This is a genomic window from Streptomyces griseorubiginosus, from assembly GCF_036345115.1.
GTDB classification, from domain to species: domain Bacteria; phylum Actinomycetota; class Actinomycetes; order Streptomycetales; family Streptomycetaceae; genus Streptomyces; species Streptomyces griseorubiginosus_C.
In genome coordinates, this window is sequence record NZ_CP107766.1 from 3,502,003 (window position 1) to 3,526,091 (window position 24,089).

The window sequence follows — 24,089 nt, forward strand, 5'->3', positions numbered from 1 at the left end:
TATTCCGTGTCATCCGTTCGCCGTCCGTTGCTGACCGCCACCGCCGCGGGGACCCTCCTGGGTGCCCTCTGGTTCGTCCCGTCCGCCAACGCGTCCCAGGACAAGCCGGTCAGAACTGAGCCGTCCGTGCAGGCCACGGCGCAGGCACGGGCCACGACCACACACACGGAGACGACCGGGGAGAGCGTGCAGCTCGCCGACACCGGCAGCTTCGACACCACGCCGTACGTCGTCGGCGGCACCCTCTTCCTCACGCTGGGTGCGGGCTTCGTCGTCTATTCGGTACGCCGGGAACGGCTGGGTTTTTAAACCCGCTTGACGATTTCTTGGTGAGGCCTTCATAGTCCGCACATGAAGAGATCATCGCGGGCGCGCATAGGCGCCACGGCGACCGTGAGCGTGCTGTCCCTCGCCCTCGTCACCGGATGCGGCGGGGGTTCGGACGACGACGCGAAGGAGTCGGGGTCGTCCAAGGAGGCCGGCGCCTCCTCCGCCGCGAGCTCGGCCCCGGCCGCGAAGGCCCGCAGCGCGGCCGAACTGGAGAAGCTGCTCCTCGCCAAGGGCGATGTCGCCGGCTACGACGTCGACCCGGGTGACGACACCCTGCCGAAGGCCAAGAGCGCCGTGAAGGCCGACAAGTCCGCGTGCGCGCCGCTCGCCTACGCGCTGTCCGGCCTCCCGCCGGCCGACACCGACGCGAGCGCGAACAACACCGTCACCTCGCAGACCTCCACGCCGTCCCCCGGCGAGGCCGACATCGAGGACGCCTTCAACGTCGACATGACCATCGTGGGCCTGTCCTCCTACGAGGGCGACGGCGCCGAGAAGGCGGTCAAGGCCGTCTCCGACGGGATCGCCGCCTGCTCCGGCGGATTCGGCATCGCGGCGGAGGGCGAGAACCTCAAGATCACCAAGGTCGCCGCGGGCAAGGCTTCCGGCAAGGGCGACCAGTCGGTGGCCTTCGCCGTGAACTCCGACATGGACGGCGAGGGCACGGCCACCTTCAACGTCGACGTGGTCCGCGTCGGCAGCACCGTCTCCACGTACTACACGGTCGACTTCGCCTCGCTGGGCAGCGGCAAGGCGGCCACCGTACCGGCCGCCGTGCTCGACGCGCAGGTGACCAAGCTCAAGTAGCCGCCGAACGGGCCCTGTTCAGCCGTACGACGAACAGGGCCCCGCCTTCCTACCGCAGCGGCCCGGTGACGGCCTCCACCGCCGACACCAGCCGCCCCTCCCGCACGAACACGTCGGCCGCCGCGAGGTCGGGCGCCAGGAACCGGTCCGGTCCGGGACCCTCGACCCCCGCCTTGCGTACGGCGGTGATGGCGGCCTGGGTCGCCGGCGCGGGACTCAGGCCCTCCCGCAACTCGACGGCGCGCGAGGCGGCGTAGAGCTCGACGGCGAGGACCCGGGTGAGGTTGTCGACGGCGGTGCGCAGCTTGCGCGCGGCGGACCAGCCCATCGAGACGTGGTCCTCCTGCATGGCCGACGAGGGGATCGAGTCCGCGGACGCCGGCACGGCCAGCCGCTTCAACTCACTGACCAGCGCGGCCTGGGTGTACTGGGCGATCATCAACCCCGAGTCCACACCGGCGTCGTCGGCGAGGAACGGCGGCAGCCCGTGCGACCGGTTCTTGTCGAGCAGCCGGTCGGTGCGCCGCTCGGCGATCGACGCGAGATCGGCGACCGCGATGGCGAGGAAGTCCAGCACATAAGCGACCGGCGCGCCATGGAAGTTGCCGTTGGACTCGACCCGACCGTCGGGCAGCACCACGGGGTTGTCGACCGCGGACGCCAACTCCCGCTCCGCCACCAGCCGGGCGTGCGCCATGGTGTCCCGCCCGGCTCCGGCGACCTGCGGGGCGCAGCGCACCGAGTAGGCGTCCTGGACCCGGGGTGCGTCGTCCTGGTGGTGCCCGGTGAGCTCCGAACCCTCCAGCACGGCCAGCATGTTGGCCGCGGAGTCCCCCTGCCCCGGATGCGGCCGGATGGCGTGCAGCTCGGGAGCGAGCACCTTGTCGGTCCCGAGCAACGCTTCCAGCGAGAGGGCGGCGGTGATGTCGGCGGACTTGTACAGCATCTCCAGATCGGCGAGGGCCATCACCAGCATCCCGAGCATGCCGTCGGTGCCGTTGAGGAGGGCGAGCCCCTCCTTCTCCCGCAGCTCCACGGGCGCGATCCCGTGCTCGGCGAGCAGCTCACCGGCGGGCCGTACGACACCGTCGGGCCCCTCGGCGTCCCCCTCCCCCATGAGCGTGAGGGCGCAGTGGGACAGCGGCGCCAGGTCACCGGAGCACCCCAGGGAGCCGTACTCGTGAACGACGGGCGTGATCCCGGCGTTGAGCACGTCGGCCATGGTCTGCGCGACCTCGGGCCGCACCCCGGTGCGTCCCGAGCAGACGGTCTTCAGTCGCAGGAACATCAGTGCCCGTACGACCTCCCGCTCCACCCGGGGCCCCATTCCCGCGGCGTGCGAGCGCACGATGTTGCGCTGCAACTGGGCCCGGAGCTCGGGGCTGATGTGCCGGGTCGCGAGGGCACCGAAGCCGGTGCTGACGCCGTAGACGGGCTCGGGCTTGGCCGCGAGCGCGTCCACGATCCCGCGCGCGGCCGCCAGCGCCGAGACCGCCTCCCCGGAGAGCTCGACCCGGGCACCGCCGCGCGCCACGGCAAGGACGTCGGACGCGGTGACCCCGGACGTCCCCACCACCACAGTGTGCATATCCATATTCAGGAGCGTACGCATTGAATTCCAGGATGTCACTACTGGGTCGGGGTTACGCCCCTTACCTCCCCCGGCACCTCAGGTCCGCCCCCGGAACCGCCGTCGCTCCGGCGAGGGGGGCTCGGACGGCGCGGCATCCGCCAGCCGTACGACGGGATCCTCGACCCCGCCCCGGCCGGCGACCACCGGTTTGGTGGCCCGCTCGGCCTTGGCCCGGTACTGCGCGGCGTCGGCGAGCCGGAACAGCCGCCGGGCCGACCGCACGGGTCCGATGGGATCCGCGGTCGAGGCGACCCCGCACGCCACTCCCTCCCCCAGCTCCAGCTCCCCGGCCCGACGGCACAGTTCGTCGGCGGCCCGCACCACCTCGTCGGCGGAGGGCCCGACCGCGAGCAGACAGAACTCGTCCCCGCCGAGCCGCGCGGCCAAGGCCCCCGGCACCATGGCCCCGCACAGCGACAGCACCGACCCGAAACGTTCCAGCAGCCGGTCCCCCACGGCATGGCCCTGGGTGTCGTTGACCCGCTTGAGCCCGTTGAGATCACAGACGACCAGACTGACGACGACCCCGTCCCGCTTGTGCCGCTCCACGGCCTCGTCGAGCCGCACGTCCACGGCCCGGCGATTGGCGAGCCCGGTCAGCGCGTCCGTGTACGCGAGCCGCCTGGCCTCCTCCAGCCGCTCCGCCTGCGCGATACCGGCGGCGACGACGGCGGCCAGCACGGTGGCGAAGTCGGCGTCCTCCCGCCCGAACAGCGGAGCCCCCACCGGCCGGGCCACGTACAACTCCCCCCAGGCCCGCCCGTTCAACACGATCGGCGCGACCACACAACACCCCCGCCCCCTCCTCCGCAGCGCGGCGACCCGCTGATGCACGTACCCGGGCCGCACGCCCGCCGCGGGCCCCTCGGCCGTCTCCACCCACGCATTGGGCTCCCCGCCCCCGGCCCAGCGCTCGTGCAGGAACTCGGTGATCTCCGGGAACTGGTGCACGGGGTAGGCCTCCCCCTCGGGAAACTCCTCCTCACCGGCGACCCGTTCCCCCACGTTCACCAACACCCTGAGCCGCCCGAGCTCCCGCTCCCACACCGACAGCGCGGCGAAACTCCCCCCGAGCGCACGGCACGCCCCGGCGGCAGCGGCCCGCCACGCCTCCCGCGAGCCGTGGGCCGCCGCCATGCCCTGCGCCAACGAGACGACCGCGGCCAGCCGGATGTCCTCACCCATCACTCCAGGTTAGGGAGGATTTGGGCGGGGGCTGGGGTGAGGTTGGGCTGTTTGAGGCGCCGGGTTCTGTTGTCGGGCGACTGCGGCCCGGTGGGGGCTGGTCGCGCAGTTCCCCGCGCCCCTGGGTGGGTCATGTGGACGTCCGTGCAGACGCGTACGGCGTGAAGGGGACGGGGTGGGGGGTGTCCGCCCGCAGCGGCCGGCGTCCATCACCGAGCCCCTCATAAGCGGCCGAGCCGCCGGACCGAGGACGGATACCCCCCACCCCGGCCCCGACCCGAGACGAACCAGCACGCGCTACGCACGCCCCCACCGGACAGCAAGGGGCCGCCGCAGGCCTCCAGGGGCGCGGGGAACTGCGCAAAACGCCCGCCCCCACCGAACCGGCACCAGACAACGTCAAACCCCCGGCCACCGAGGCGCCCGCCGCTCATTGAACGCCGCCACCCCCTCCGCCCGATCCCCCGAGAACGCCACCGCCCGCCACGCCGCGTCCTCCACCTCGAGCCCGGCCCGCAGATCCAACCCCTGCCCAAGCCGCAACGCCCGCTTCGCCGCCCGCAACCCCACCGGCGAGTTCGCCGCGATCCGCCCCGCCAGAGCCAGCGCAGCGGACCGGTCCTCTCCCGCCGGCACCAGCTGATCCACCAGCCCCAACCGGTACGCCTCCTCCGCCTCCACCCGCCGCGCCGTGAAGATCAGCTCGGCGGCCCGCGCCGCCCCCACCCGCCGCGGCAGCAACTGCGTCCCCCCGCCCCCGGGGATCACCCCCACCGACACCTCCGGCAGCCCCACCACCGCCGTACCGTCCGCCACGATCAGGTCGCACGCGAGCGCCAGCTCGAACCCCCCGCCCAGCGCGAACCCGTGCACCGCCGCGATCGTCGGCACCGGCAGCTCCAGCACACCGGTGTACGCCCCGCGGGCCACCGGCCGCTGCCGCAGCAGCTCCGCGTCGCTGAAGGAGTTCCGCTCCTTCAGATCCGCCCCGACGCAGAACGCCCGCTCATGCGTGGAGGTCACCACGACCACCCGCACCCCCGAGTCACCCCCGAGCGCCGAACACGCCGCCGCGACCGACCGTGCCATCTCCGTGGAGACCGCATTCATCGCCTTCGGCCGGTCCAGCACCAGCTCGACGACACCGTCCTCCCCATGCCCCCGCACCAGCACGAACTCCCCGAACCGCTGCTCGCCCATCAGACCCTCCCAGTTAACGCGGGTTAACAAGAACGCTCAGATCATCGCAGCCCCGCCCACTCCACGAAAGGTTCCCCCCGACCCGCCCGACACCCCGTTCGAGTGACATCCCACCCAACTCCTCCCCCACCGCCCACAGCAGCGCATAACGTGCGCCCCGCCACGGCGCACAGGGGGCGCGGGCACACAGGGGAGGAACCATGACGGCGACGGTCACGATGACGACGGGGCTCGCGGACGGCGACGGCACCCACCTCTTCGGCTCACGCGGGCCGAGAGGCCCCCGGGGCCGCCACCGCAAGCCCCGCCCCCGCAAGGTCCTCCTCGCGGCGGGCGGCCTCGCCCTGGCCGCCGGCGCCCTCAGCCTCGTACGACTGGCCTCCGACACCACGATGGGCGGCTTCGGCGCGACGGAGACCGACCCCCAGGCGGCCCCGGACACGAACAGCGGCATGGACACCGGCACGGGCACGGGCACCGGCACGGACCGCGCGGCCGACACCGCCGCGACCATCGGTGCCGTCCCGAAGGTGAGCCCGTCCTCCACCACGCTCATGGGCGGGATCTCGGCGACCCCGACGGCGGGCGCACCCCTCGCACCGAGCACACCGGCATCCGCATCCGCGCCCGGATCCGCCGTACCACTGCCCTACGCGGCCGCCCCCACGACGATCCCGGACGCTCCGAACGCCCCGGCACCCGCCCCCACGACCACCACCGCGCCGCACGCGCCGGCGACGACCGCCGCCCCGCAACCACGGCCGGCCCCGACCTCGGCCCGGACCACACCCCCGCCGGCCCCCGCCCCGACGGCACAGCCCACCCAGTCGAGCCGGCCCGCCCCGGGCCTGTGCGTACCGATCATCGGCCTGTGCGTGCAGCAGCGTTAGGCCTTGCCGACGTGCCCGAACGGCGCGGCTAGGGCGCCACGTCCCGGCGGGTCAGCAGCCACGGCTCGACCACGCCGAGACCACGTACCGGCCGCTGCCACATCGGCTGGAGCGCGAAGCGGTACGTCGGCGGCTCCTCGCCCTCCTTCTCGGCGGTGGCCGCGGCCTCGGCCGCCTCCGCCTCGGAGGCGGGCGCCTCGCCGTGGCGGATCAGCTCCTCCGCGAAGGCGCTGTCGACGAGCACGGCGTCCCGGGGAGCTATCGAGGTCAACCGGGAGGCCAGGTTCACCGTCGTACCGAAGACATCACCCATACGGGTGGTCACCGTGCCGAAGGCGATGCCGACGCGCAGCTCGGGCATGGTCTCGTCGTTCGCCATGGTCTCGATCAGCCGCAGGGCGATCTCGGCGGCCACCGCCGCGTCGTCCGCCGCGTACAGCACCTCGTCGCCGAGGGTCTTGATGAGCCGCCCGCCGCGCGCGGCCACGAGGTCCGCGGCGGTGGTCTCGAAGGCCTCGACGAGCTCGCCGAGCTCCTCCTCCTCCATCCGGCGGGTCAGCCGCGTGAACCCGACGAGGTCCGCGAAGCCGACGCACAGCCGCCGGTCGACCATCTCCTCGTCGTCGGCGGCCTGCACGACCCGGCCCGCCGACGCGGAGAGCTGGCGGCGCCAGACGTAGACGAGGAACTCCTCCAGCTCGGGCAGGAGCAGCTCGATGATCGGGTACGTCACCTCGGTGCGGGTCATGCCCGGCTCCGGGGGGTCGGTCAGGCCCTCCAGGAAGGAGTCGATCTGCCACTCGGCGAGCCGGGCGGTGGTCTGCCCGGTGGACCGCGCCACCTGTACGGCCATGGCCTCGCTCAGCAGCCCCGCCTCGACGAGACCGGCGAGCCGGCGCAGCGCGAGGACGTCCGCCTCGGTGAACGCCTTGGCCTGGCCGACGTCCGCGAAGCCCATCGCCCGCCAGAAGCGGGTGGCCAGCTCCATGGAGACGCCGGCGGTGCGGGCCGCCTGAAAGGGGGTGTAGCGCCGCTCGGCGCCGAGGATGAGCTGTTCGAGACGCACGGCGAGCGGGTGCGGGGTCGCGTCCGCGCCGGAGCCCGTGTCGTCTACGGTCACGCCTGCTGCCCTTCCGATCTGTCACGGTCAGGTATCGACCGGCCTCAACTGTACGGCAGGTGTGCGCCAGCTCACTCCCGAGGGCGCCGACAAGGGGGTGCGGGCCTACGCGGGGCGCAGGTGGACGATGTCTCCCGCTCCCACCGGTTCCTGTACGCCCTCCTCCGTCGCGATCACCAGGCGGCCGTCGCCGTCCACCGCCACCGCCTCGCCGACCAGTGACCGGTCTCCCGGCAGCTCGGCCCGTACCCGTCTTCCCAGCGTCGCGCACCCCGCCGCATACGTCTCCTGCAAGCCGCTCACCGTCGGGTCCCCCGCCGCCGCACGCCAGCGCTCGTACCACTCCTCCAGAGAGCGCAGTACGCCCCTCAGCAGCGGGTCCCGGTCCGTGCTCACCGCTCCGGCCAGCGCCAGCGAACCGGCGGTCGGCACCGGCAGCTCGTCCTCCCGGAGCGTGATGTTGATGCCCACGCCCACGACGACCCCGTGGTCGCCGGCCCGCTCGGCGAGGATCCCGCCCGCCTTGCGTTCCTCGCCGCCGACGGTCACCAGCAGGTCGTTGGGCCACTTCAGGGCCGTGTCGACACCCGCGGACCGTGACAGGCCCGTCGCCACCGCGACCCCGGTGAGCAGCGGAAGCCAGCCCCAGCGGGCCACCGGCACGTCACCCGGCGTCAGCAGGACCGAGAAGAACAGGCCCGAGCGCGGCGGCGCGGTCCACTGCCGGTCCAGGCGGCCCCGCCCGGCGGTCTGCTCCTCGGCGACGAGGACCGCGCCCTCGGCGGCCTTGCCCGCGGTGGCAAGCGCCACCAGGTCGGAGTTGGTGGAGCCGGTGCCGGCCACCACCTCGATCCCGGACCAGAGCCCGCCGTCGCGCACCAGCCCGCGGCGCAGCGCGGCGGCGTTGAGGGGTGGCCGGTCGAGGTCCGACCAACGGCTGTCGTCTCCTGAAGCATCTCGCGGCGTCATGCAAGCCACCCTAGGTGTGTGAAACGCCGCACTGCTGATTCGTAGGGGCACCACTACTCTACGGATGAGTAACCGTCCCCCCTTTTGAGCAGGCAGGGAGCCGCGAGACCGATGTCCGAGCCGGAAGAGATCGACATCCACACCACCGCGGGCAAGCTCGCGGATCTCCAGCGCCGCATCCAGGAGGCGACGCACGCCGGCTCCGAACGTGCCGTCGAGAAGCAGCACGCCAAGGGCAAGCTGACGGCCCGTGAGCGCATCGAACTCCTCCTCGACGAGGGCTCCTTCGTCGAGCTGGACGAGTTCGCCCGGCACCGCTCCACCAACTTCGGCCTGGAGAACAACCGCCCCTACGGCGACGGCGTCGTCACCGGGTACGGCACGGTCGACGGCCGCCCCGTCGCCGTGTTCTCCCAGGACTTCACCGTCTTCGGCGGCGCGCTGGGCGAGGTCTACGGCCAGAAGATCGTCAAGGTGATGGACTTCGCGCTGAAGACCGGCTGTCCGGTCATCGGCATCAACGACTCCGGCGGCGCCCGCATCCAGGAGGGTGTGGCCTCCCTCGGCGCGTACGGCGAGATCTTCCGCCGCAACACCCACGCGAGCGGTGTCATCCCGCAGATCAGCCTGGTCGTCGGCCCGTGCGCGGGCGGTGCGGTGTACTCGCCCGCGATCACCGACTTCACGGTGATGGTCGACCAGACCTCGCACATGTTCATCACCGGCCCCGACGTCATCAAGACGGTCACCGGCGAGGACGTCGGCTTCGAGGAGCTGGGCGGCGCCCGCACCCACAACTCCGTCTCGGGCGTGGCCCACCACATGGCCGGGGACGAGAAGGACGCCGTCGAGTACGTCAAGCAGCTGCTGTCGTACCTGCCGTCCAACAACCTGTCCGAGCCGCCGGTGTACCCGGAGGAGGCGGACCTCGCGATCACCGACGAGGACCGCGAGCTGGACACGCTGGTGCCGGACAGCGCGAACCAGCCGTACGACATGCACACGGTGATCGAACACGTCCTGGACGACGCCGAGTTCTTCGAGACGCAGCCACTGTTCGCGCCGAACATCCTCACCGGCTACGGCCGTGTCGAGGGCCACCCGGTCGGCATCGTCGCCAACCAGCCGATGCAGTTCGCCGGCTGCCTCGACATCACCGCCTCCGAGAAGGCCGCGCGGTTCGTCCGCACCTGCGACGCCTTCAACATCCCGGTTCTCACCTTCGTGGACGTGCCGGGCTTCCTCCCGGGCGTCGACCAGGAGCACGACGGCATCATCCGCCGGGGCGCGAAGCTCATCTACGCCTACGCCGAGGCCACCGTCCCGCTCATCACGGTGATCACCCGCAAGGCCTTCGGCGGCGCCTACGACGTCATGGGCTCCAAGCACCTCGGCGCGGACCTCAACCTCGCCTGGCCCACCGCCCAGATCGCCGTCATGGGCGCCCAGGGCGCGGTCAACATCCTGCACCGCCGCACGATCTCCGAGGCCGAGGCCGCGGGAGACGTGGAGGCGACCCGCGCCCGGCTGATCCAGGAGTACGAGGACGCCCTCCTCAACCCCTACATCGCGGCCGAGCGCGGCTACATCGACTCCGTGATCATGCCGTCGGACACCCGCCGCCATGTCGTACGGGGCCTGCGCCAGCTCCGCACCAAGCGCGAGTCCCTGCCCCCGAAGAAGCACGGCAACATCCCCCTCTAAGGAGACGCTGTGAACATCAAGGTCGTACGGGGCAACCCCACGCCGGAGGAGCTGGCCGCCGCCCTGGCGGTGGTCCGCGCCCGCGCCGCGGCAGCCCCGGAGCCGCCCGGCGCGGACCAGCACAAGGAAGCGTGGTCCGACCCGTCGAGGATCGCCACCCACCGCCTGCCCCAACCGGGCCCGACGGCATGGGCCCGCACCTACTGGCCGGGGTGAGTGGACCTACCTGGGGGCGCGGGGAACCGCGCACCTGGCCACAACTCAGGGCGCCATTTTGAGTACCCGTACTCAGGCGCCCCCCTCCGCCAAGCCCCACGCTGGTGGCATGCTGTGGTCCGACCCCGATGACGAACCCCCGAAGGAACTCCGCGACATGCAGGAGATGCTTCGGCGGCTGGGCATCTTCATGGCCCTGGCCATGGTGCTCGCGATGATCGTGGTCGGACTGCGCTGACACGGCCCTCCACCGACCGGCATTACGCTGACCGCATGACCGATCAGCCGCGCCGCCGCCTCATCCTCGCCTCCCAGTCGCCCGCCCGGCTGAACCTCCTGCGCCAGGCGGGCCTGACCCCCGAGGTGATCGTCAGCGGCGTCGACGAGGACGCCGTCGCCGCCCCCACCCCCGCCGAACTGGCCCTCGCCCTCGCGGAGGCCAAGGCGTCCGTCGTCGCCGCACTGCCCAAGGCAGCCCGCGCCCTGGTGATCGGCTGCGACTCGGTGCTCGACCTGGACGGCGAGGCGCTCGGCAAGCCGGCTGACGCCGAGGAGGCCACGGCCCGCTGGAAGGCCATGCGCGGCCGCGCGGGCACCCTCCAGACCGGCCACTGCGTCTACGACACGACGAGCGGCCGGTACGTCTCCGCCGTGGCCTCCACGGTGGTCCGCTTCGGCGACCCGACCGACGACGAGATCGCCGCGTACGTCGCCTCCGGCGAGCCCCTCCACGTCGCCGGGGCCTTCACCCTGGACGGCCGCTCGGCCCCGTTCGTCGAGGGCATCGACGGCGACCACGGCAACGTGATCGGCCTGAGCCTGCCGCTGCTGCGCCGACTGCTGGCCGAACTGGGCGTGGGCATCACGGAGTTGTGGGAGCCGGCGGAGGCGTGAGCGGCGAGCCTGCGGCCTCCTGAGCGTCCTTCGGCTCCTCGGCGGCCTCGGAATCGCCGGGCCCGTCGGTGCCCTGCGGGTCCGCGGGCGGCGTCGGCTGCGGCTGCGGCTGCGGCTGCGGCTGCGGCTGGGCGTCGTACGTCACGAGCAGCAGGACGATGAGCGCCAGCATGACGACCATGAACACGAACTGCGGCCGGCCGATCAGCGCCCAGGCGACGGCGGCGAGCAGGCCGTGCACCACGGCCACGCTGATCAGCAGGATGCGGCCGAGGCCGGCCGGCTGACGGTCGCGCAGGGCCACCAGCAGGGCCACCAGGCCGCACAGGGCGAAGTAGAGGCCGAAGACGACCGCGCCCACCTTCGAGGACATCACCATGGCGTCCGGGTCGAGGCCGGCCAGGGACATGTTCTGCCCGTCGACGACATTGGCCATGATCCAGTTCAGCAGGGCCACACCGAACGCCTCGGCGAAGAGGACGACCGCCACGATCCACGCCACCGGCCTGCGTATCACCGGTCCCCACCCACTTTCGAGCCGTGCTCTTGTTACCCCAAGTACGTTCGATACAGCGTGAACGCTACTAACGGGTAAACCGCGGGACAAGGGTTCGGCGGGTGGCAAAGAATCATTGGGCCATTCGTAGGGACTCCACAAAGAAACGAAGTGGTCCGCAGCACGCTCTTACAGAGACCTTGGCCACAGAGGAGGGCTAGGGTTTCCGGGAGGAGTCCTGCGTACCGAGGTGCGACAAGGGATTTCGCAGACGGAGTGAGCCGCGTATCACGCTCTGTGTGGGCTAGCTCACCACCGGGGACGGGTCGAAGTGCCGTGTCGGCAGTCCCTAAACTCGGCTTGTTTCAAGGAGGGAGCCTCAATCGTGCGCAAGGTGCTCATCGCCAACCGTGGCGAAATCGCTGTCCGCGTTGCCCGGGCCTGCCGGGATGCCGGTATCGCGAGCGTGGCCGTGTACGCCGACCCGGACCGGGACGCTCTGCATGTCCGCGCCGCGGATGAGGCGTTCGCCCTGGGCGGTGACACCCCGGCCACCAGCTATCTCGACATCGACAAGGTCCTGGGGGCCGCGCGGGAGGCGGGCGCGGACGCCGTCCATCCGGGCTACGGCTTCCTCTCCGAGAACGCCGAGTTCGCGCAGGCGGTCCTGGACGCGGGCCTGATCTGGATCGGCCCGCCCCCGCAGGCCATCCGCGACCTGGGCGACAAGGTCGCAGCGCGGCACATCGCCCAGCGCGCCGGCGCCCCGCTGGTGGCGGGCACGCCCGACCCGGTGAGCGGCGCCGACGAGGTGGTGGCGTTCGCCCGGGAGCACGGCCTGCCGATCGCCATCAAGGCCGCCTTCGGCGGTGGCGGGCGCGGTCTGAAGGTCGCCCGCACCCTGGAGGAGGTCCCCGAGCTGTACGACTCCGCGGTGCGTGAGGCGGTGGCCGCGTTCGGCCGCGGCGAGTGCTTCGTGGAGCGCTACCTGGACCGCCCCCGGCACGTGGAGACCCAGTGCCTGGCCGACAAGCACGGCAACGTGGTCGTGGTCTCCACCCGTGACTGCTCGCTGCAGCGCCGCCACCAGAAGCTGGTCGAGGAGGCGCCCGCGCCGTTCCTGTCCGAGGAGCAGGTCGCCGAGCTGTACCGGGCGTCCAAGGCCATCCTCAAGGAGGCCTCCTACGAGGGCGCCGGTACCTGCGAGTTCCTGGTCGGCCAGGACGGCACGATCTCCTTCCTGGAGGTCAACACCCGCCTGCAGGTCGAGCACCCGGTGACCGAGGAGGTCGCCGGCATCGACCTGGTGCGCGAGATGTTCCGCATCGCCGACGGCGAGGAACTGGGCTACGGCGACCCCGAACTGCGCGGCCACTCCTTCGAGTTCCGCATCAACGGCGAGGACCCCGGCCGCAACTTCCTGCCCGCCCCCGGCACCGTCACCAAGTTCGAGGCGCCCTCCGGCCCGGGCGTGCGCCTGGACGCCGGCGTCGAGGCCGGCTCGGTCATCGGCCCCGCCTGGGACTCCCTCCTCGCGAAGCTGATCGTCACCGGCGCCACCCGCGAGCAGGCCCTGCAGCGTGCCGCCCGCGCCCTGGAGGAGTTCCAGGTCGAGGGCATGGCCACCGCGATCCCCTTCCACCGCGCGGTGGTCAAGGACCCGGCGTTCGCGCCCGAGCTGACCGGCTCTGCGGACCCCTTCACGGTCCACACCCGCTGGATCGAGACCGAGTTCGTCAACGACATCAAGCCCTTCGCCGCCCCGGCCGACACCGAGGCCGAGGACGACGGCGACCGCGAGACGATCGTGGTCGAGGTCGGCGGCAAGCGCCTGGAGGTCTCGCTGCCCTCCTCGCTGGGCATGTCGCTGGCCCGCACCGGCCTCGCCGCGGGCGCCAAGCCCAAGCGCCGGGCCGCCAAGAAGTCCGGCCCCGTCGCCTCCGGCGACACCCTCGCCTCCCCGATGCAGGGCACCATCGTCAAGATCGCCGTCGAGGAGGGCCAGGAGGTCAAGGAAGGCGACCTCGTCGTCGTCCTCGAAGCCATGAAGATGGAACAGCCCCTCAACGCCCACCGCTCCGGCACCATCAAGGGCCTGACCGCCGAGGTCGGCGCGTCCATCACCTCCGGCGCGGCGATCTGCGAGATCAAGGACTGACCGCAGGACCTCTTCCTGTACGACGTTCCCGAGGCGCCCCGCGGACCTGAGCAGCAGGTCCGCGGGGCGCCTCGCTTCCCCGTCCCCCGTGACGGTGGCCCTGGTGGGCTACGCGGTCCGCGTCCAGCCGCTGCCGTGGCGGACGAGGACGAGGCCGGCGTACCCGAAGGCGACGGCCGCCATGACGAAGGTCAGGGCGGTCAGGGCGGCGATGCCGATCACATAGCCGGCCACGTTGAGCGGCATGGACAGGATCAGCAGCCAGGCCGCCCAGGCGGGGACCACGCGGCCGCGCAGCAGGGCGACACCGAGGAGGACCGCGCCGACGACATGGGCGGCGACGAAGTAGAGGATCGGGCCGTTCACCACGGCGAGTTCGTTGACGCCGTCGGCCACCCGCACCAGGGAGTCCTGGCTCACGCCCTTCTCGAAGCCGCCGAGCGCGACGATGTCGAGGTTGGGCGTGGCGTTGACGGCGGTGAGCCCGGTGCCGAAGAGGACCGCGCCCCACAGGCCCAGCCGGGCGGAGCGGGCCACGGCGAGCAGCGAGACGCCGACCAGGCCGGGCAGGAACAGCACGGTGCCCACCGTCCACAGCCACACGGAGAGCTCCGCGGCGCCCGTGTGTGCGGCGATGTCCCGGGCGATCTCCTTGCTGGAGGCGTCGGTGTCGTACGGGGCCACTAGTCCCGCCGCGGCGAACATCAGCGGACCGAGGGTGGCCGTGATCGCGGCGAGGAGGCGGGCGGTGCGGGGTGTGCCCGCGTCCGCGGCGGCCGTGGGCGTGCGTGACGGTGACGGCGTGGTGGTCATGAGTCCCCCTTGGCGGTCTGCCCCCGAGCGGAGCGCCTCCCACCAGTGAACCGATCAGGCCCGCCTGATGACCATCCGTCAATTCTGAGGGGGTCGCGACATGTCGCCTTGCGGCTCGCCAGGCGGACACCGCCCCCGCCCCGACCAACGTCTCAGCTCACTCGGTCCGTGAGGAGGCCCAGGTCGCGGCCACGGCGGAGGAGGGCGGCGGTGTGGCCGGCCTCCAGCTTGCGGTGCAGGGAGGCGATGTAGCCGCGTACGGTCGCCGGGGACAGGCCCATCCGGTGGGCCGCCTCCGTCGCCGTACGGCCGTCGTGGAGGTGGGCCAGGGTGCGGTGCTCCTGCTCGGTGATGCCGAACAGGCGGGCCACCGCGCGGGCGCGGGACAGGTCGTGCAGGAGGAGCAGCGCGGGCAGACCGGGCGTGGCGGGCAGGTGCCGTACCTCGATGTGGCGGGCGGTGAAGGAGACTCCCGCGGTGAGGCGGGGGTCGTCGCGCAGGGCGGTGAGCAGGTCGGCGGCGACGGCGTTGAGGGGGCGGGGCCGGCCGGTGTCGTCGAGGCTCGCGACGCCGCAGCCGTGCCCCTCGGCGAGCCGCAGCGCGGCGGCGGACAGCGCTATGAGGCGTTGCCGCTCGGCCAACTGGCTCTCCAGCTGCCCGAGTTGGAGCTGGACAAGGCCCAGCAGATCGCGTTCCCGTGGGGTGAAGTCGGTGCCGGAGCGGACCAGGGCGTAGCCCTCCACCGCGGTCGCGGTGTCCGAGCCCGCGGCGGCGACGAGGTGGTGGCGCAGGCCGAAGGGACGGAAGTCGAGGTTGTAGCAGTGGGTGCGCTGCCACTGCCGGTCACCGGCGACATCGCTGACCCGCCAGGCACCCGGGGTGACCGCGTCCAGCATCAGGTCGGTGAGGGGGTGGTCCAGGGGATGGTCGTAGATCACCATCGGGTCGGCGTGGAAGGAGTCCGCGGGCACGTTGACCACGAACACGCCCCGCCCGTCCATCGGCAGCCGGTACCGCTGCCCGGCGTCGGCGGGCACGAGCTCCAGCACGGCGGTCAGCGCCCGCTCCCACAACTCCTCGGGCCGCCCGGCATCCGCCAGTTCCCGCCCCAGCTCCACCACACGGCGCGCGTCGGCCCCGCTGATCTCCATACACTCTCCCGGCGCTGCTCTCGCCAGAGATATCCCCCAGAGGGCGATAACTCCCCCTTGAGAGAAAACTACGACTTCCGGCCGCCATGTGCAGCGTCCCGGCCGGATCGCCGGGGGTGGGAGGGAGGGCGAACGGGGGCGCGCAAAGGGCGACTTGACCCGCGGGGGGCGTGCGCGGCGGGAGGGGCGCCGCCGTCTCGGTGGGCGCGGTTCGCGCCGCTGAGGCGCCAGGGCCGAATGAGCGGCCACCCCCGCGCGGGCACGACCCGCCACAACGAACCCACAGCCGCCGTACGACCTCAACCGGCCCCACGTGAGCGTCTCTTGGACCGGCCCCCGGACATGGCGCCTCTCAGCCCAGGCCCTCAGCCGCGGCACAGCTCAGCCCGGCCCCCAGCCGCGGCGCATCTCAGACCCGGCGCCCCGTCGCGACTCTCAGCCCCGACGCCCCCGCGTCGACACCCGGAGCCAGCACCCCCGTTTCGACTCTCAGCCCCGGCCCCCGTGACACCCCTCAGACCCGGCGCCCCCACACCCACGCCAGACCACGGCACCCCCACACCGAAGCCAGACCCGGCACCCGACCCCACCCCGAAACCTGACCCCGTCCCAGCCGACGGAGAGGCCCCGTCACCGGCGTCGAAGGTCCGCCACGCGCCCCCGCTCCGCCCCGGACGTCGGATCCCCCAGCACCGCCGCCGTCCGCAGCGTCGGCCCCGCTCCCGAGACCTGCCCGCGCCGAGGCCCCGGCAGGGGCACGTCGCGGCGCTCCTGGCCCCGGCGCGCCGGGGCCTGATCACCCCCCGGCGCTCCCGACGCGCCGGCCACCGCGATCTGCACCCCCTGGTCGGCGAGCGCCTGGAGCTCCGTGCCGGCCCGGTCGTCGTGGGCCGGGGGCTCGTCGGTGACCAGGCGGGTGATCACATCCGTCGGCACGGTCTGGAACATGGTGTCGGTGCCGAGCTTGGTGTGGTCGGCGAGGACCACGACCTCCGCGGCGGCCTGCACCAGCGCCCGGTCGACGGACGCCGACAGCATGTTGGACGTGGAGAGCCCGCGCTCGGCGGTGAGCCCGCTCCCGGAGAGGAAGGCACGCGAGACCCGAAGCCCCTGGAGCGACTGCTCGGCTCCGGAGCCCACCAGGGCGTAGTTGGAGCCGCGCAGGGTGCCGCCGGTCATCACGACCTCCACCCGGTTGGCGTGGGCGAGCGCCTGGGCCACCAGAAGGGAATTGGTCACGACGGTCAGCCCGGGGACCCGGGCGAGCCGACGCGCCAGCTCCTGGGTGGTGGTGCCCGCCCCCACCACAATGGCCTCGCCTTCTTCGACGAGGCCCGCGGCGAGATCGGCGATGGCCGTCTTCTCGGCGGTCGCGAGATGCGATTTCTGCGGAAAGCCGGACTCCCGCGTGAACCCGCCCGGCAATACCGCACCGCCATGTCGGCGGTCGAGGAGTCCTTCTGCCTCCAGTGCGCGCACGTCCCGCCGTACGGTCACTTCGGAGGTCTGGACGACGCGGGCGAGCTCACGGAGCGACACGGCCCCATTGGCTCGCACCATTTCGAGGATCAATTGGCGACGTTCTGCAGCGAACACGAAACTGACAGTAACGCGGGCGACCGTCTGGTTTCAGCAGTTTGCGCCGAATTACCGAAGTTGTTCGCACAGTAGGACGGGAAGTGGTATAGGGCCTAATCCCCCCGCCTATGCCGCACGAATGGTCGACAACTGACGGTGACCAGGCAGGAATCGCTTTCGGCCGTCAGGCCTCCCCGGTCTCCTTGCGTGTGTGCAACTGCCGTGCCACCTCGGCGATCGAGCCCGAAAGGGAGGGGTAAACGGTGAACGCGTTCGCGATCTGTTCGACCGTCAGATTGTTGTCGACCGCGATCGAGATGGGGTGGATCAGTTCCGAGGCGCGGGGTGCGACGACGACACCGCCGACGACGATCCCGGTGCCCGGCCGGCAGAAGATCTTGACGAAGCCGTCGCGGATCCCCTGCATCTTCGCGCGCGGGTTGCGCAGCAGTGGGAGCTTCACGACCCGGGCGTCGATCTTGCCGCCGTCGACGTCGGACTGCGAGTAGCCGACGGTGGCGATCTCGGGGTCGGTGAAGACGTTGGAGGAGACGGTCTTCAGGTTCAGCGGGGCCACCGCGTCGCCGAGGAAGTGGTACATGGCGATGCGTCCCTGCATGGCGGCCACGGAAGCCAGGGCGAACACACCGGTCACGTCACCGGCGGCGTACACACCGGGAGCGGTCGTCCGGGACACCTTGTCGGTCCAGATGTGCCCGGAGTCGCGCAGCTTGACGCCCGCCTCCTCCAGCCCCATCCCGGCGCTGTTGGGAATGGCACCGACGGCCATCAGACAGTGCGACCCGCTGATGACCCGGCCGTCCGCCAGCGTGACCTCGACCCGGTCCCCGACCCGCTTGGCGGACTGGGCACGGGAGCGCGCCATGACGTTCATGCCGCGCCGCCGGAAGACGTCCTCCAGCACCGCGGCCGCGTCCGGGTCCTCTCCGGGCAGCACCCGGTCCCGGGACGACACGAGCGTCACCTTGGACCCGAGTGCCTGGTAGGCGCCGGCGAACTCGGCACCGGTCACACCGGACCCGACCACGATGAGCTCTTCGGGGAGCTCGTCGAGGTCGTAGACCTGGGTCCAGTTGAGGATCCGCTCCCCGTCGGGCTGCGCGTCGGGCAGCTCACGGGGGTGGCCGCCGGTGGCGATCAGTACGGCATCGGCGACGAGCGTCTCCTCGCTCCCGTCGACGGCCCGCACGACGACCTTCCGGGACCCGTCGAGCGCCTGCATGCCCTCAAGGCGTCCACGCCCGCGCAGCACCCGGGCACCGGCACGCGTGACAGAGGCGGTGATGTCGTGGGACTGGGCGAGAGCGAGCCGCTTCACACGCCGGTTGACCTTCCCCAGGTCGACGCCCACCACCCGCGCGGCCTGCTCCAGGGGCGGGGTGTCGTCGGCGACGATGATCCCCAGCTCCTCGTAGGACGAGTCGAAGGTCGTCATGACCTCAGCCGTCGCGATAAGGGTCTTCGACGGGACGCAGTCGGTCAGCACCGACGCCCCGCCCAGACCGTCGCAGTCGACGACGGTCACCTCCGCGCCGAGCTGGGCGGCCACCAGGGCCGCCTCGTATCCGCCGGGTCCGCCACCGATGATCACGATCCGAGTCACGTACTCCATTGTCCCGCACGCGCCGGAGTGCCACTGCCTGGGGCCCACCCCGAGATACCTCTGTTACGGGAGAGACGCCGGAGAAGCCTGCCGTACCCTCGACGCATGTCGCTCTACGCCGCCTACGCCGGCAACCTCGACGCGCGGCTGATGACCCGCCGCGCCCCGCACTCGCCGATGCGCGCCACGGGGTGGCTGAACGGCTGGCGGCTGACCTTCGGCGGCGAGCACATGGGCTGGGAAGGAGCGCTGGCGACGATCGTCGAGGACCCGCTCTCCCAGGTCTTCGTCGCGCTCTACGACATCGCGCCCGCCGACGACGACTCGATGGACCGCTGGGAGGGCGTGGGCCTGGACATCTACCGCCGCACCCGGGTCCGGATCCACACCCTGGAGGGCGAGGAGCAGGCCTGGACGTACGTCCTGAACGGTTACGAGGGTGGCCTGCCCTCGGCCCGCTACCTGGGCGAGGTGGCCGACGCGGCGGAGTCGGCCGGCGCACCGCACGACTACGTGATGGAACTGCGCAAGCGCCCCTGCTGACCCTCACGCCACAGCGGCCACACCCTTGGTCGGAAACAACAAGACAACGATCGCCATCCCGTCAGCTCTGTCATCTACGCGCGTAGGCCCGGACCGGCTACCCTCATCCGCGTGAACGCATCTCTTCTTCCGGACGACATCCAGGGCGACCCGCACGCCGCCGCTGACGCCGCCGCCGTACGCCTGCGCGAACTGACCGGCGCCGAGACCCACGACGTCGCCCTCGTGATGGGCTCCGGCTGGGCACCGGCGGTGGACGCGCTCGGTGCCCCCGACGCCGAGTTCCCGGTCACCGAGCTGCCCGGTTTCCCGCCGCCGGCGGTGGAGGGACACGGCGGCAAGATCCGCTCGTACCGGATCGGCGCGAAGCGCGCCCTGGTCTTCCTCGGCCGTACGCACTACTACGAGGGCCGTGGCGTGGCCGCCGTGGCTCACGGCGTGCGCACCGCGGTCGCGGCCGGCTGCAAGACGATCGTCCTCACCAACGGCTGCGGCGGCCTCCGCGAGGGCATGCGACCCGGTCAGCCGGTCCTGATCAGCGACCACATCAACCTCACGGCGACGTCCCCGATCATCGGCGCGAACTTCGTCGACCTGACCGACCTCTACTCCCCCCGCCTGCGCGCCCTGTGCAAGGAGATCGACCCCACGCTGGAGGAGGGCGTCTACGCCCAGTTCCCCGGCCCGCACTACGAGACGCCGGCGGAGATCCGCATGGCCCGCGTCATCGGTGCGGACCTGGTGGGCATGTCGACGGTCCTCGAGGCGATCGCCGCACGCGAGGCGGGCGCGGAGGTCCTGGGCATCTCCCTGGTCACGAACCTCGCCGCGGGGATGACGGGCGAGCCCCTGAACCACGAGGAGGTCCTCCAGGCGGGCCGCGACAGCGCGACCCGGATGGGGTCCCTGCTGGCGCAGGTCCTCGGCCGCATCTGAGCTTCGCGAGCGCTGGGCGCCTAGGGGGGTGCCGGGTCCCGCTGTCCGGCGGCTGCGGGTCCGTGGTGGCTGGTCGCGCAGTTCCCCGCGCCCCTGAGGAGTTGCAGTTGGCCTGCGCCACGATGGACCGTCAGCACCCGCCCAATGGGCCGTCAGCCGCCGCGCCCGCCCCCACGAACCGTCAGCCACCGCGCCCGCCCCCACGGGCCGTCAGCCGCCGCGTCCGCCCCCACCGGCCGTTCGCCGCGTACGGCGCGCAGGGGACGGGGTGGGGGGTGTCCGCCCGCAGCGGCCGGCGTCCGGAACCGAGGACATCTCAAGGGACCGAGCCGCCGGACCGAGGACGGATACCCCCCACCCCGGCACCGACCCACCCACCGAACGAAACGCGCTACACACGCCCCCACCGGACAGCAAGAGGCCGCCGCAGGCCCCTCAGGGGCGCGGGGAACTGCGCAAAACGCCCGCCCCCACCACGCCGCAGACAAACAACCGCCCCACCGCCGGAGGCAACCGTGGATGACGATCTCACCGCCCGCGCCACAACCTGGCTCGCCGAAGACCCCGACCCGGACACCCGCGCCGAACTCTCCCGCCTCCTCGAAGCCGGAGACGTCAAAGAACTCGAAGCCCGCTTCAGCGGCACCCTCCAGTTCGGCACCGCCGGCCTGCGAGGCGAACTCGGCGCCGGACCGATGCGCATGAACCGCACGGTCGTCATCCGAGCCGCCGCCGGCCTCGCCGCGTACCTCAAGAAGCACGGCAACGGCAACGGCCTCGTCGTCATCGGCTACGACGCCCGCCACAAGTCGAAGGACTTCGCCCAGGACACCGCCGCCGTCATGACCGGCGCCGGCCTCACCGCGGCCGTCCTCCCCCGCCCCCTCCCCACCCCCGTCCTGGCGTACGCCATAAGGCACTTGGGCGCGGTCGCCGGCGTGGAGGTCACCGCCAGCCACAACCCGCCCCGCGACAACGGCTACAAGGTCTACCTCGGCGACGGCTCCCAGATCGTCCCGCCCGCCGACGCGGAGATCGCGGCGGAGATCGAAGCGATCGCGTCCCTCAACGACGTCCCGCGCCCCGACACCGGCTGGGAGACCCTCGACGACAGCGTCCTCGACGCCTACCTCGCCCGCACGGACGCCGTCCTCGCGGAGAACTCCCCCCGCACCGCCCGCACCGTCTACACGGCGATGCACGGCGTCGGCAAGGACACCCTCCTCGCCGCGTTCGCCCGCGCGGGCTTCCCCACCCCGGACCTCGTCGCGGAACAGGCCGACCCGGACCCCGACTTCCCGACCGTCGCCTTCCCCAACCCGGAAGAGCCCGGCGCGATGGACCTCGCCTTCGCGAAGGCGCACGAGACCGACCCCGACCTGATCATCGCGAACGACCCCGACGCCGACCGCTGCGCAGTGGCCGTAAAGGACAACGGCACCTGGCGCATGCTGAGCGGCGACGAGGTCGGCTCGCTCCTCGCCGCCCACCTGGTGACCCGCGGAGCGCAGGGCACGTTCGCCGAGTCGATCGTCTCCTCCTCCCTCCTCGGCCGGATCGCCGAGAAGGCGGGCCTGCCCTACGAGGAGACCCTGACCGGCTTCAAGTGGATCGCCCGCGTGGAGGGCCTGCGCTACGGCTACGAGGAGGCCCTCGGCTACTGCGTGGACCCGGAGGGCGTACGGGACAAGGACGGCATCACCGCCGCGCTCCTCGTCACGGAGCTCGCCTCCGAGCTCAAGGAACAGGGCCGCACGCTCCCCGACCTCCTCGACGACCTCGCCGTGGCCCACGGTCTGCACGCCACCGGCCAGCTCTCGGTCCGCGTGGAGGACCTGTCGATCATCGCCAGGGCGATGGAGCGGCTCCGCGAGCACCCGCCGACCGAGCTCGCGGGCCTGCCGATCACCAGGGCGGAGGACCTCACCCGGGGCACGGACCGGCTCCCGCCCACCGACGGCCTGCGCTACACCCTCACCGGCGCCCGGGTCGTCGTCCGCCCGAGCGGCACGGAGCCGAAGCTGAAGTGCTACCTGGAGGTGGTGATCCCGGTGGCCACCCACGCGGACCTCCCGACGGCCCGCGCCAAGGCGACCGACCTCCTGGCCACGATCAAGCGGGACCTGTCGGCAGCCGCGGGAATCTGACCACAACCCCAACCGCCACCGCCACCACAACCCGCCACCGCCACCCAAGCCGAGGGGCGGCCCCCGTCCGGGCCGCCCCTCACCCTCTCAGCCGGTCACCTTCCGCGCCACGACGAACCGGTCCACCTCCGCCCCCGTAGCCGCCAGCGCCCGCACCGTCAGCGTGGAGGTCCGCCCCGCGGAAGCCGGCTTCACGTCGACACGGATGAACGAGTACCCGGTGTACCGCACCCGCGACCAGTCCACGCTCTCGGTGACCTTGCCCCCCGCGCCCGTGTAGTACGTCGGCACGGCACCGACCTCGTCCTCGTGCCCTTCGTAGCTGTCGGCCACGGGGAAGCTGTAGACGCTCTCCCCGCCCGCGCCCGCGGTCACGTAGACGACCCCACCACGGGCCGGCTCGTGCGTCCCTCCGATGGGCAGTTCGCGCACGGCCTTGTCCCGCACCACCGGGTCCGTGCGCTCGTACACGTGGTTGTGCCCGTTGACGACGAGATCCACCTGGTGCTTCTCGTACAGCGGCACCCACTCCTCCCGCACCCCGCCCTCGGAGGCGTGCGAGCTGGTGGTGGAGAAGGCGCAGTGGTGGTGGAAGACCACGATGAAGTCGACGCCGGGCGTCTTGCGCAGCTGCCCCAACCGCCGGTCCAGCCACGCGGTCTGCTTGCCGCCCGTGTAGCCGCGGTTGGCGGGAATCTCGTACGACACGTCATTGGCGTCGACCGAGACGACGGCGACGTTCCCGTGGACGAAGGAGTACACACCCGGTGCCTTCTGCGGGTCGAACCCGTTGCCGGGGAGCGTGAAGCGGGCTTCGTTGCCGCCGTAGCCGTTGGGCGAGTACCAGGCCTCCATGTCGTGGTTGCCGAACGCCACCATCCACGGCACCCGGCTCGACGTCGGTTCGATCTGGGCGAGGAACTGGTCCCACTGCCGGGCGTCGTAGTTGCTGCTGTCGGCGGGCAGCCCGTGCCCGGTCTCCTCGGCGTAGCAGATGTCGCCTGCGTGCAGGTGGAAGGCCGGGTTCTGGGCCTGGACGAGCGCGTTGAGGCCGATGGCGGTGTAGCTGGGGTTCTGGTCGCCGAACGCGGTGAAGGCGAACGGGCGCCGGCTGTGGGTGTCGGGGGCGGTGGTGAAGGAGTAGACGGTGTGCGCGGCACCGGCGTGCGCCGGGTCGAAGCCGTCGTGGCCGACGCCGTAGTAGTAGGTGGTCCCGGGCCGCAGGTTGTCCAGGGCCGCGTGCACGTAGTACTGGTCGATGTCGGCGCTCTTGCCGACCCCGGCCGGGGTGAACAGGTCCCGCACCTCGGCGGGGACCTTGTGGCCGAGGTCGAGCGGGCTGAGCCCGATCCGCAGGAAGGGATCGCGGACGGGCAGCGGAACCTGCCAGGACACCCGCATCTGGGTGCGCGGGTCGGCGCCGTACGCGAGGTGCCGGCCGAACGGCGCGACGAGGGCGCCGTCGACGTGCTCGGTGGCCGAGCGCGTGACCAGGTCGGGGGTGGCCGCCCGCGCGGTGCCGCTCGCGGCGAGTCCGGCCGCACCGGCGACCGCGGTCGCGGCGAGGAGACCGCGCCGGGACAGGGACCGCCGGAGGTACTCGTGCCGCTCCGGCATGCTCAGCGTCTCCGCGAGACGGGCGGGGATGCCCATGCGCGGGGTGTTCAGGGGTGCGTTCATGGCCGGAGGCTGACA

Annotated in this window: 22 protein-coding genes; 11 read left to right on the forward strand and 11 right to left on the reverse strand. The window is 72.1% G+C overall.

All coding sequences use genetic code 11. The features are described from left to right. The first annotated feature begins 6 nt into the window (after positions 1–6). Together OHN19_RS15590 and OHN19_RS15595 are read left to right on the forward strand one after the other, a co-directional pair. Positions 7–309, forward strand: a complete 303-nt coding sequence (locus OHN19_RS15590; protein ID WP_330264774.1) for an LPXTG cell wall anchor domain-containing protein — start codon at positions 7–9, stop codon at positions 307–309. A gap of 42 nt (positions 310–351) precedes the next feature. After that, on the forward strand, positions 352–1,137 hold the full coding sequence (locus OHN19_RS15595) for a hypothetical protein (RefSeq protein WP_330264775.1): 786 nt from the start codon (positions 352–354) through the stop codon (positions 1,135–1,137). A 49-nt stretch (positions 1,138–1,186) separates the two neighbouring features. On the opposite strand, the gene hutH is transcribed toward OHN19_RS15595, so the two are convergent. From hutH to OHN19_RS15610, 3 genes are all read right to left on the reverse strand, one after another. Beyond that, complete coding sequence (gene hutH, locus OHN19_RS15600; RefSeq protein ID WP_330269624.1) at positions 1,187–2,725, reverse strand: histidine ammonia-lyase; 1,539 nt, start codon at positions 2,723–2,725, stop codon at positions 1,187–1,189. An 81-nt stretch (positions 2,726–2,806) separates the two neighbouring features. Next, positions 2,807–3,955 carry a GGDEF domain-containing protein gene (locus tag OHN19_RS15605; RefSeq protein WP_330264776.1) on the reverse strand — a complete coding sequence of 383 codons (1,149 nt, stop codon included), beginning with the start codon at positions 3,953–3,955 and terminating at the stop codon, positions 2,807–2,809. 399 nt (positions 3,956–4,354) lie between these two features. Further along, the gene (locus OHN19_RS15610; protein WP_330264777.1) at positions 4,355–5,155 is read right to left on the reverse strand and encodes an enoyl-CoA hydratase/isomerase family protein; all 801 of its coding nucleotides are present in this window, start codon (positions 5,153–5,155) and stop codon (positions 4,355–4,357) included. Positions 5,156–5,355: 200 nt separating this feature from the next. On the opposite strand from OHN19_RS15610, the gene OHN19_RS15615 reads away from it, so the two are divergent. After that, positions 5,356–6,045: a hypothetical protein gene (locus OHN19_RS15615; RefSeq protein ID WP_330264778.1), complete on the forward strand. Its 690-nt coding sequence runs from the start codon at positions 5,356–5,358 to the stop codon at positions 6,043–6,045. Positions 6,046–6,073: 28 nt separating this feature from the next. On the opposite strand, the gene OHN19_RS15620 is transcribed toward OHN19_RS15615, so the two are convergent. Further along, complete coding sequence (locus tag OHN19_RS15620; RefSeq protein ID WP_123762732.1) at positions 6,074–7,165, reverse strand: adenylate/guanylate cyclase domain-containing protein; 1,092 nt, start codon at positions 7,163–7,165, stop codon at positions 6,074–6,076. A gap of 105 nt (positions 7,166–7,270) precedes the next feature. Next, positions 7,271–8,134 carry a biotin--[acetyl-CoA-carboxylase] ligase gene (locus tag OHN19_RS15625; RefSeq protein WP_330264779.1) on the reverse strand — a complete coding sequence of 288 codons (864 nt, stop codon included), beginning with the start codon at positions 8,132–8,134 and terminating at the stop codon, positions 7,271–7,273. A gap of 111 nt (positions 8,135–8,245) precedes the next feature. Here OHN19_RS15625 and OHN19_RS15630 point away from each other — a divergent pair, with 111 nt between their 5' ends. From OHN19_RS15630 to OHN19_RS15645, 4 genes are all read left to right on the forward strand, one after another. Continuing rightward, the gene (locus OHN19_RS15630) at positions 8,246–9,838 is read left to right on the forward strand and encodes an acyl-CoA carboxylase subunit beta (protein WP_330264780.1); all 1,593 of its coding nucleotides are present in this window, start codon (positions 8,246–8,248) and stop codon (positions 9,836–9,838) included. Positions 9,839–9,847: 9 nt separating this feature from the next. Next, the gene (locus OHN19_RS15635; protein ID WP_330264781.1) at positions 9,848–10,054 is read left to right on the forward strand and encodes an acyl-CoA carboxylase subunit epsilon; all 207 of its coding nucleotides are present in this window, start codon (positions 9,848–9,850) and stop codon (positions 10,052–10,054) included. Between the two features lie 109 nt (positions 10,055–10,163). Continuing rightward, positions 10,164–10,292 carry a morphogenic membrane protein MmpB gene (gene mmpB, locus OHN19_RS15640; RefSeq protein ID WP_267974108.1) on the forward strand — a complete coding sequence of 43 codons (129 nt, stop codon included), beginning with the start codon at positions 10,164–10,166 and terminating at the stop codon, positions 10,290–10,292. A gap of 35 nt (positions 10,293–10,327) precedes the next feature. Next, positions 10,328–10,948 carry a nucleoside triphosphate pyrophosphatase gene (locus tag OHN19_RS15645; protein WP_330264782.1) on the forward strand — a complete coding sequence of 207 codons (621 nt, stop codon included), beginning with the start codon at positions 10,328–10,330 and terminating at the stop codon, positions 10,946–10,948. Here OHN19_RS15645 and OHN19_RS15650 read toward each other — a convergent pair. Next, positions 10,917–11,465: a hypothetical protein gene (locus OHN19_RS15650; protein WP_330264783.1), complete on the reverse strand. Its 549-nt coding sequence runs from the start codon at positions 11,463–11,465 to the stop codon at positions 10,917–10,919. The genes OHN19_RS15645 and OHN19_RS15650 overlap by 32 nt on opposite strands. Before the next feature lie 364 nt (positions 11,466–11,829). Here OHN19_RS15650 and OHN19_RS15655 point away from each other — a divergent pair, with 364 nt between their 5' ends. Continuing rightward, positions 11,830–13,602: an acetyl/propionyl/methylcrotonyl-CoA carboxylase subunit alpha gene (locus tag OHN19_RS15655; RefSeq protein WP_330264784.1), complete on the forward strand. Its 1,773-nt coding sequence runs from the start codon at positions 11,830–11,832 to the stop codon at positions 13,600–13,602. 108 nt (positions 13,603–13,710) lie between these two features. Here the strand turns inward: OHN19_RS15655 and OHN19_RS15660 are convergent, their stop codons facing one another. The 4 genes from OHN19_RS15660 to OHN19_RS15675 form a co-directional block, all read right to left on the reverse strand. Then, positions 13,711–14,415 (reverse strand): hypothetical protein, encoded by a 705-nt coding sequence (locus OHN19_RS15660; protein ID WP_330264785.1) that lies wholly within the window; start codon positions 14,413–14,415, stop codon positions 13,711–13,713. 152 nt (positions 14,416–14,567) lie between these two features. Further along, positions 14,568–15,566 (reverse strand): helix-turn-helix transcriptional regulator, encoded by a 999-nt coding sequence (locus OHN19_RS15665; RefSeq protein WP_330264786.1) that lies wholly within the window; start codon positions 15,564–15,566, stop codon positions 14,568–14,570. 630 nt (positions 15,567–16,196) lie between these two features. Beyond that, a complete protein-coding gene (locus OHN19_RS15670; protein WP_330264787.1) occupies positions 16,197–17,162 on the reverse strand; it encodes a DeoR/GlpR family DNA-binding transcription regulator in 966 nt (321 codons plus the stop codon). Between the two features lie 166 nt (positions 17,163–17,328). Then, on the reverse strand, positions 17,329–18,777 hold the full coding sequence (locus OHN19_RS15675; RefSeq protein WP_330264788.1) for an NAD(P)H-quinone dehydrogenase: 1,449 nt from the start codon (positions 18,775–18,777) through the stop codon (positions 17,329–17,331). 96 nt (positions 18,778–18,873) lie between these two features. Between OHN19_RS15675 and OHN19_RS15680 the strand changes: the two genes are divergently transcribed. The 3 genes from OHN19_RS15680 (at position 18,874) to OHN19_RS15690 (ending at position 22,394) form a co-directional block, all read left to right on the forward strand. Beyond that, entirely contained in the window at positions 18,874–19,311 is a 438-nt protein-coding gene (locus OHN19_RS15680; protein WP_020141438.1) for a gamma-glutamylcyclotransferase, read from the forward strand. A 111-nt stretch (positions 19,312–19,422) separates the two neighbouring features. After that, a complete protein-coding gene (locus tag OHN19_RS15685; RefSeq protein WP_330264789.1) occupies positions 19,423–20,247 on the forward strand; it encodes a purine-nucleoside phosphorylase in 825 nt (274 codons plus the stop codon). 515 nt (positions 20,248–20,762) lie between these two features. Then, complete coding sequence (locus OHN19_RS15690; RefSeq protein WP_330264790.1) at positions 20,763–22,394, forward strand: phospho-sugar mutase; 1,632 nt, start codon at positions 20,763–20,765, stop codon at positions 22,392–22,394. A gap of 87 nt (positions 22,395–22,481) precedes the next feature. On the opposite strand, the gene OHN19_RS15695 is transcribed toward OHN19_RS15690, so the two are convergent. Then, the gene (locus OHN19_RS15695) at positions 22,482–24,047 is read right to left on the reverse strand and encodes a metallophosphoesterase family protein (RefSeq protein WP_330269625.1); all 1,566 of its coding nucleotides are present in this window, start codon (positions 24,045–24,047) and stop codon (positions 22,482–22,484) included. Positions 24,048–24,089 lie beyond the last annotated feature (42 nt).

Bases quoted from the DNA above. Each gene is read 5' to 3' on its own strand.
- OHN19_RS15695 (WP_330269625.1), bottom strand. From the start codon at position 24,047: ATGGGCATCCCCGCCCGTCTCGCGGAGACGCTGAGCATGCCGGAGCGG.
- OHN19_RS15610 (WP_330264777.1), bottom strand. From the start codon at position 5,155: ATGGGCGAGCAGCGGTTCGGGGAGTTCGTGCTGGTGCGGGGGCATGGG.
- OHN19_RS15680 (WP_020141438.1), top strand. From the start codon at position 18,874: ATGTCGCTCTACGCCGCCTACGCCGGCAACCTCGACGCGCGGCTGATG.
- hutH (WP_330269624.1), bottom strand. From the start codon at position 2,725: ATGCACACTGTGGTGGTGGGGACGTCCGGGGTCACCGCGTCCGACGTC.
- OHN19_RS15630 (WP_330264780.1), top strand. From the start codon at position 8,246: ATGTCCGAGCCGGAAGAGATCGACATCCACACCACCGCGGGCAAGCTC.
- OHN19_RS15605 (WP_330264776.1), bottom strand. From the start codon at position 3,955: ATGGGTGAGGACATCCGGCTGGCCGCGGTCGTCTCGTTGGCGCAGGGC.
- OHN19_RS15675 (WP_330264788.1), bottom strand. From the start codon at position 18,777: ATGGAGTACGTGACTCGGATCGTGATCATCGGTGGCGGACCCGGCGGA.
- OHN19_RS15645 (WP_330264782.1), top strand. From the start codon at position 10,328: ATGACCGATCAGCCGCGCCGCCGCCTCATCCTCGCCTCCCAGTCGCCC.
- OHN19_RS15625 (WP_330264779.1), bottom strand. From the start codon at position 8,134: ATGACGCCGCGAGATGCTTCAGGAGACGACAGCCGTTGGTCGGACCTC.
- OHN19_RS15665 (WP_330264786.1), bottom strand. From the start codon at position 15,566: ATGGAGATCAGCGGGGCCGACGCGCGCCGTGTGGTGGAGCTGGGGCGG.
- OHN19_RS15660 (WP_330264785.1), bottom strand. From the start codon at position 14,415: ATGACCACCACGCCGTCACCGTCACGCACGCCCACGGCCGCCGCGGAC.
- OHN19_RS15595 (WP_330264775.1), top strand. From the start codon at position 352: ATGAAGAGATCATCGCGGGCGCGCATAGGCGCCACGGCGACCGTGAGC.
- OHN19_RS15615 (WP_330264778.1), top strand. From the start codon at position 5,356: ATGACGGCGACGGTCACGATGACGACGGGGCTCGCGGACGGCGACGGC.
- mmpB (WP_267974108.1), top strand. From the start codon at position 10,164: ATGCTGTGGTCCGACCCCGATGACGAACCCCCGAAGGAACTCCGCGAC.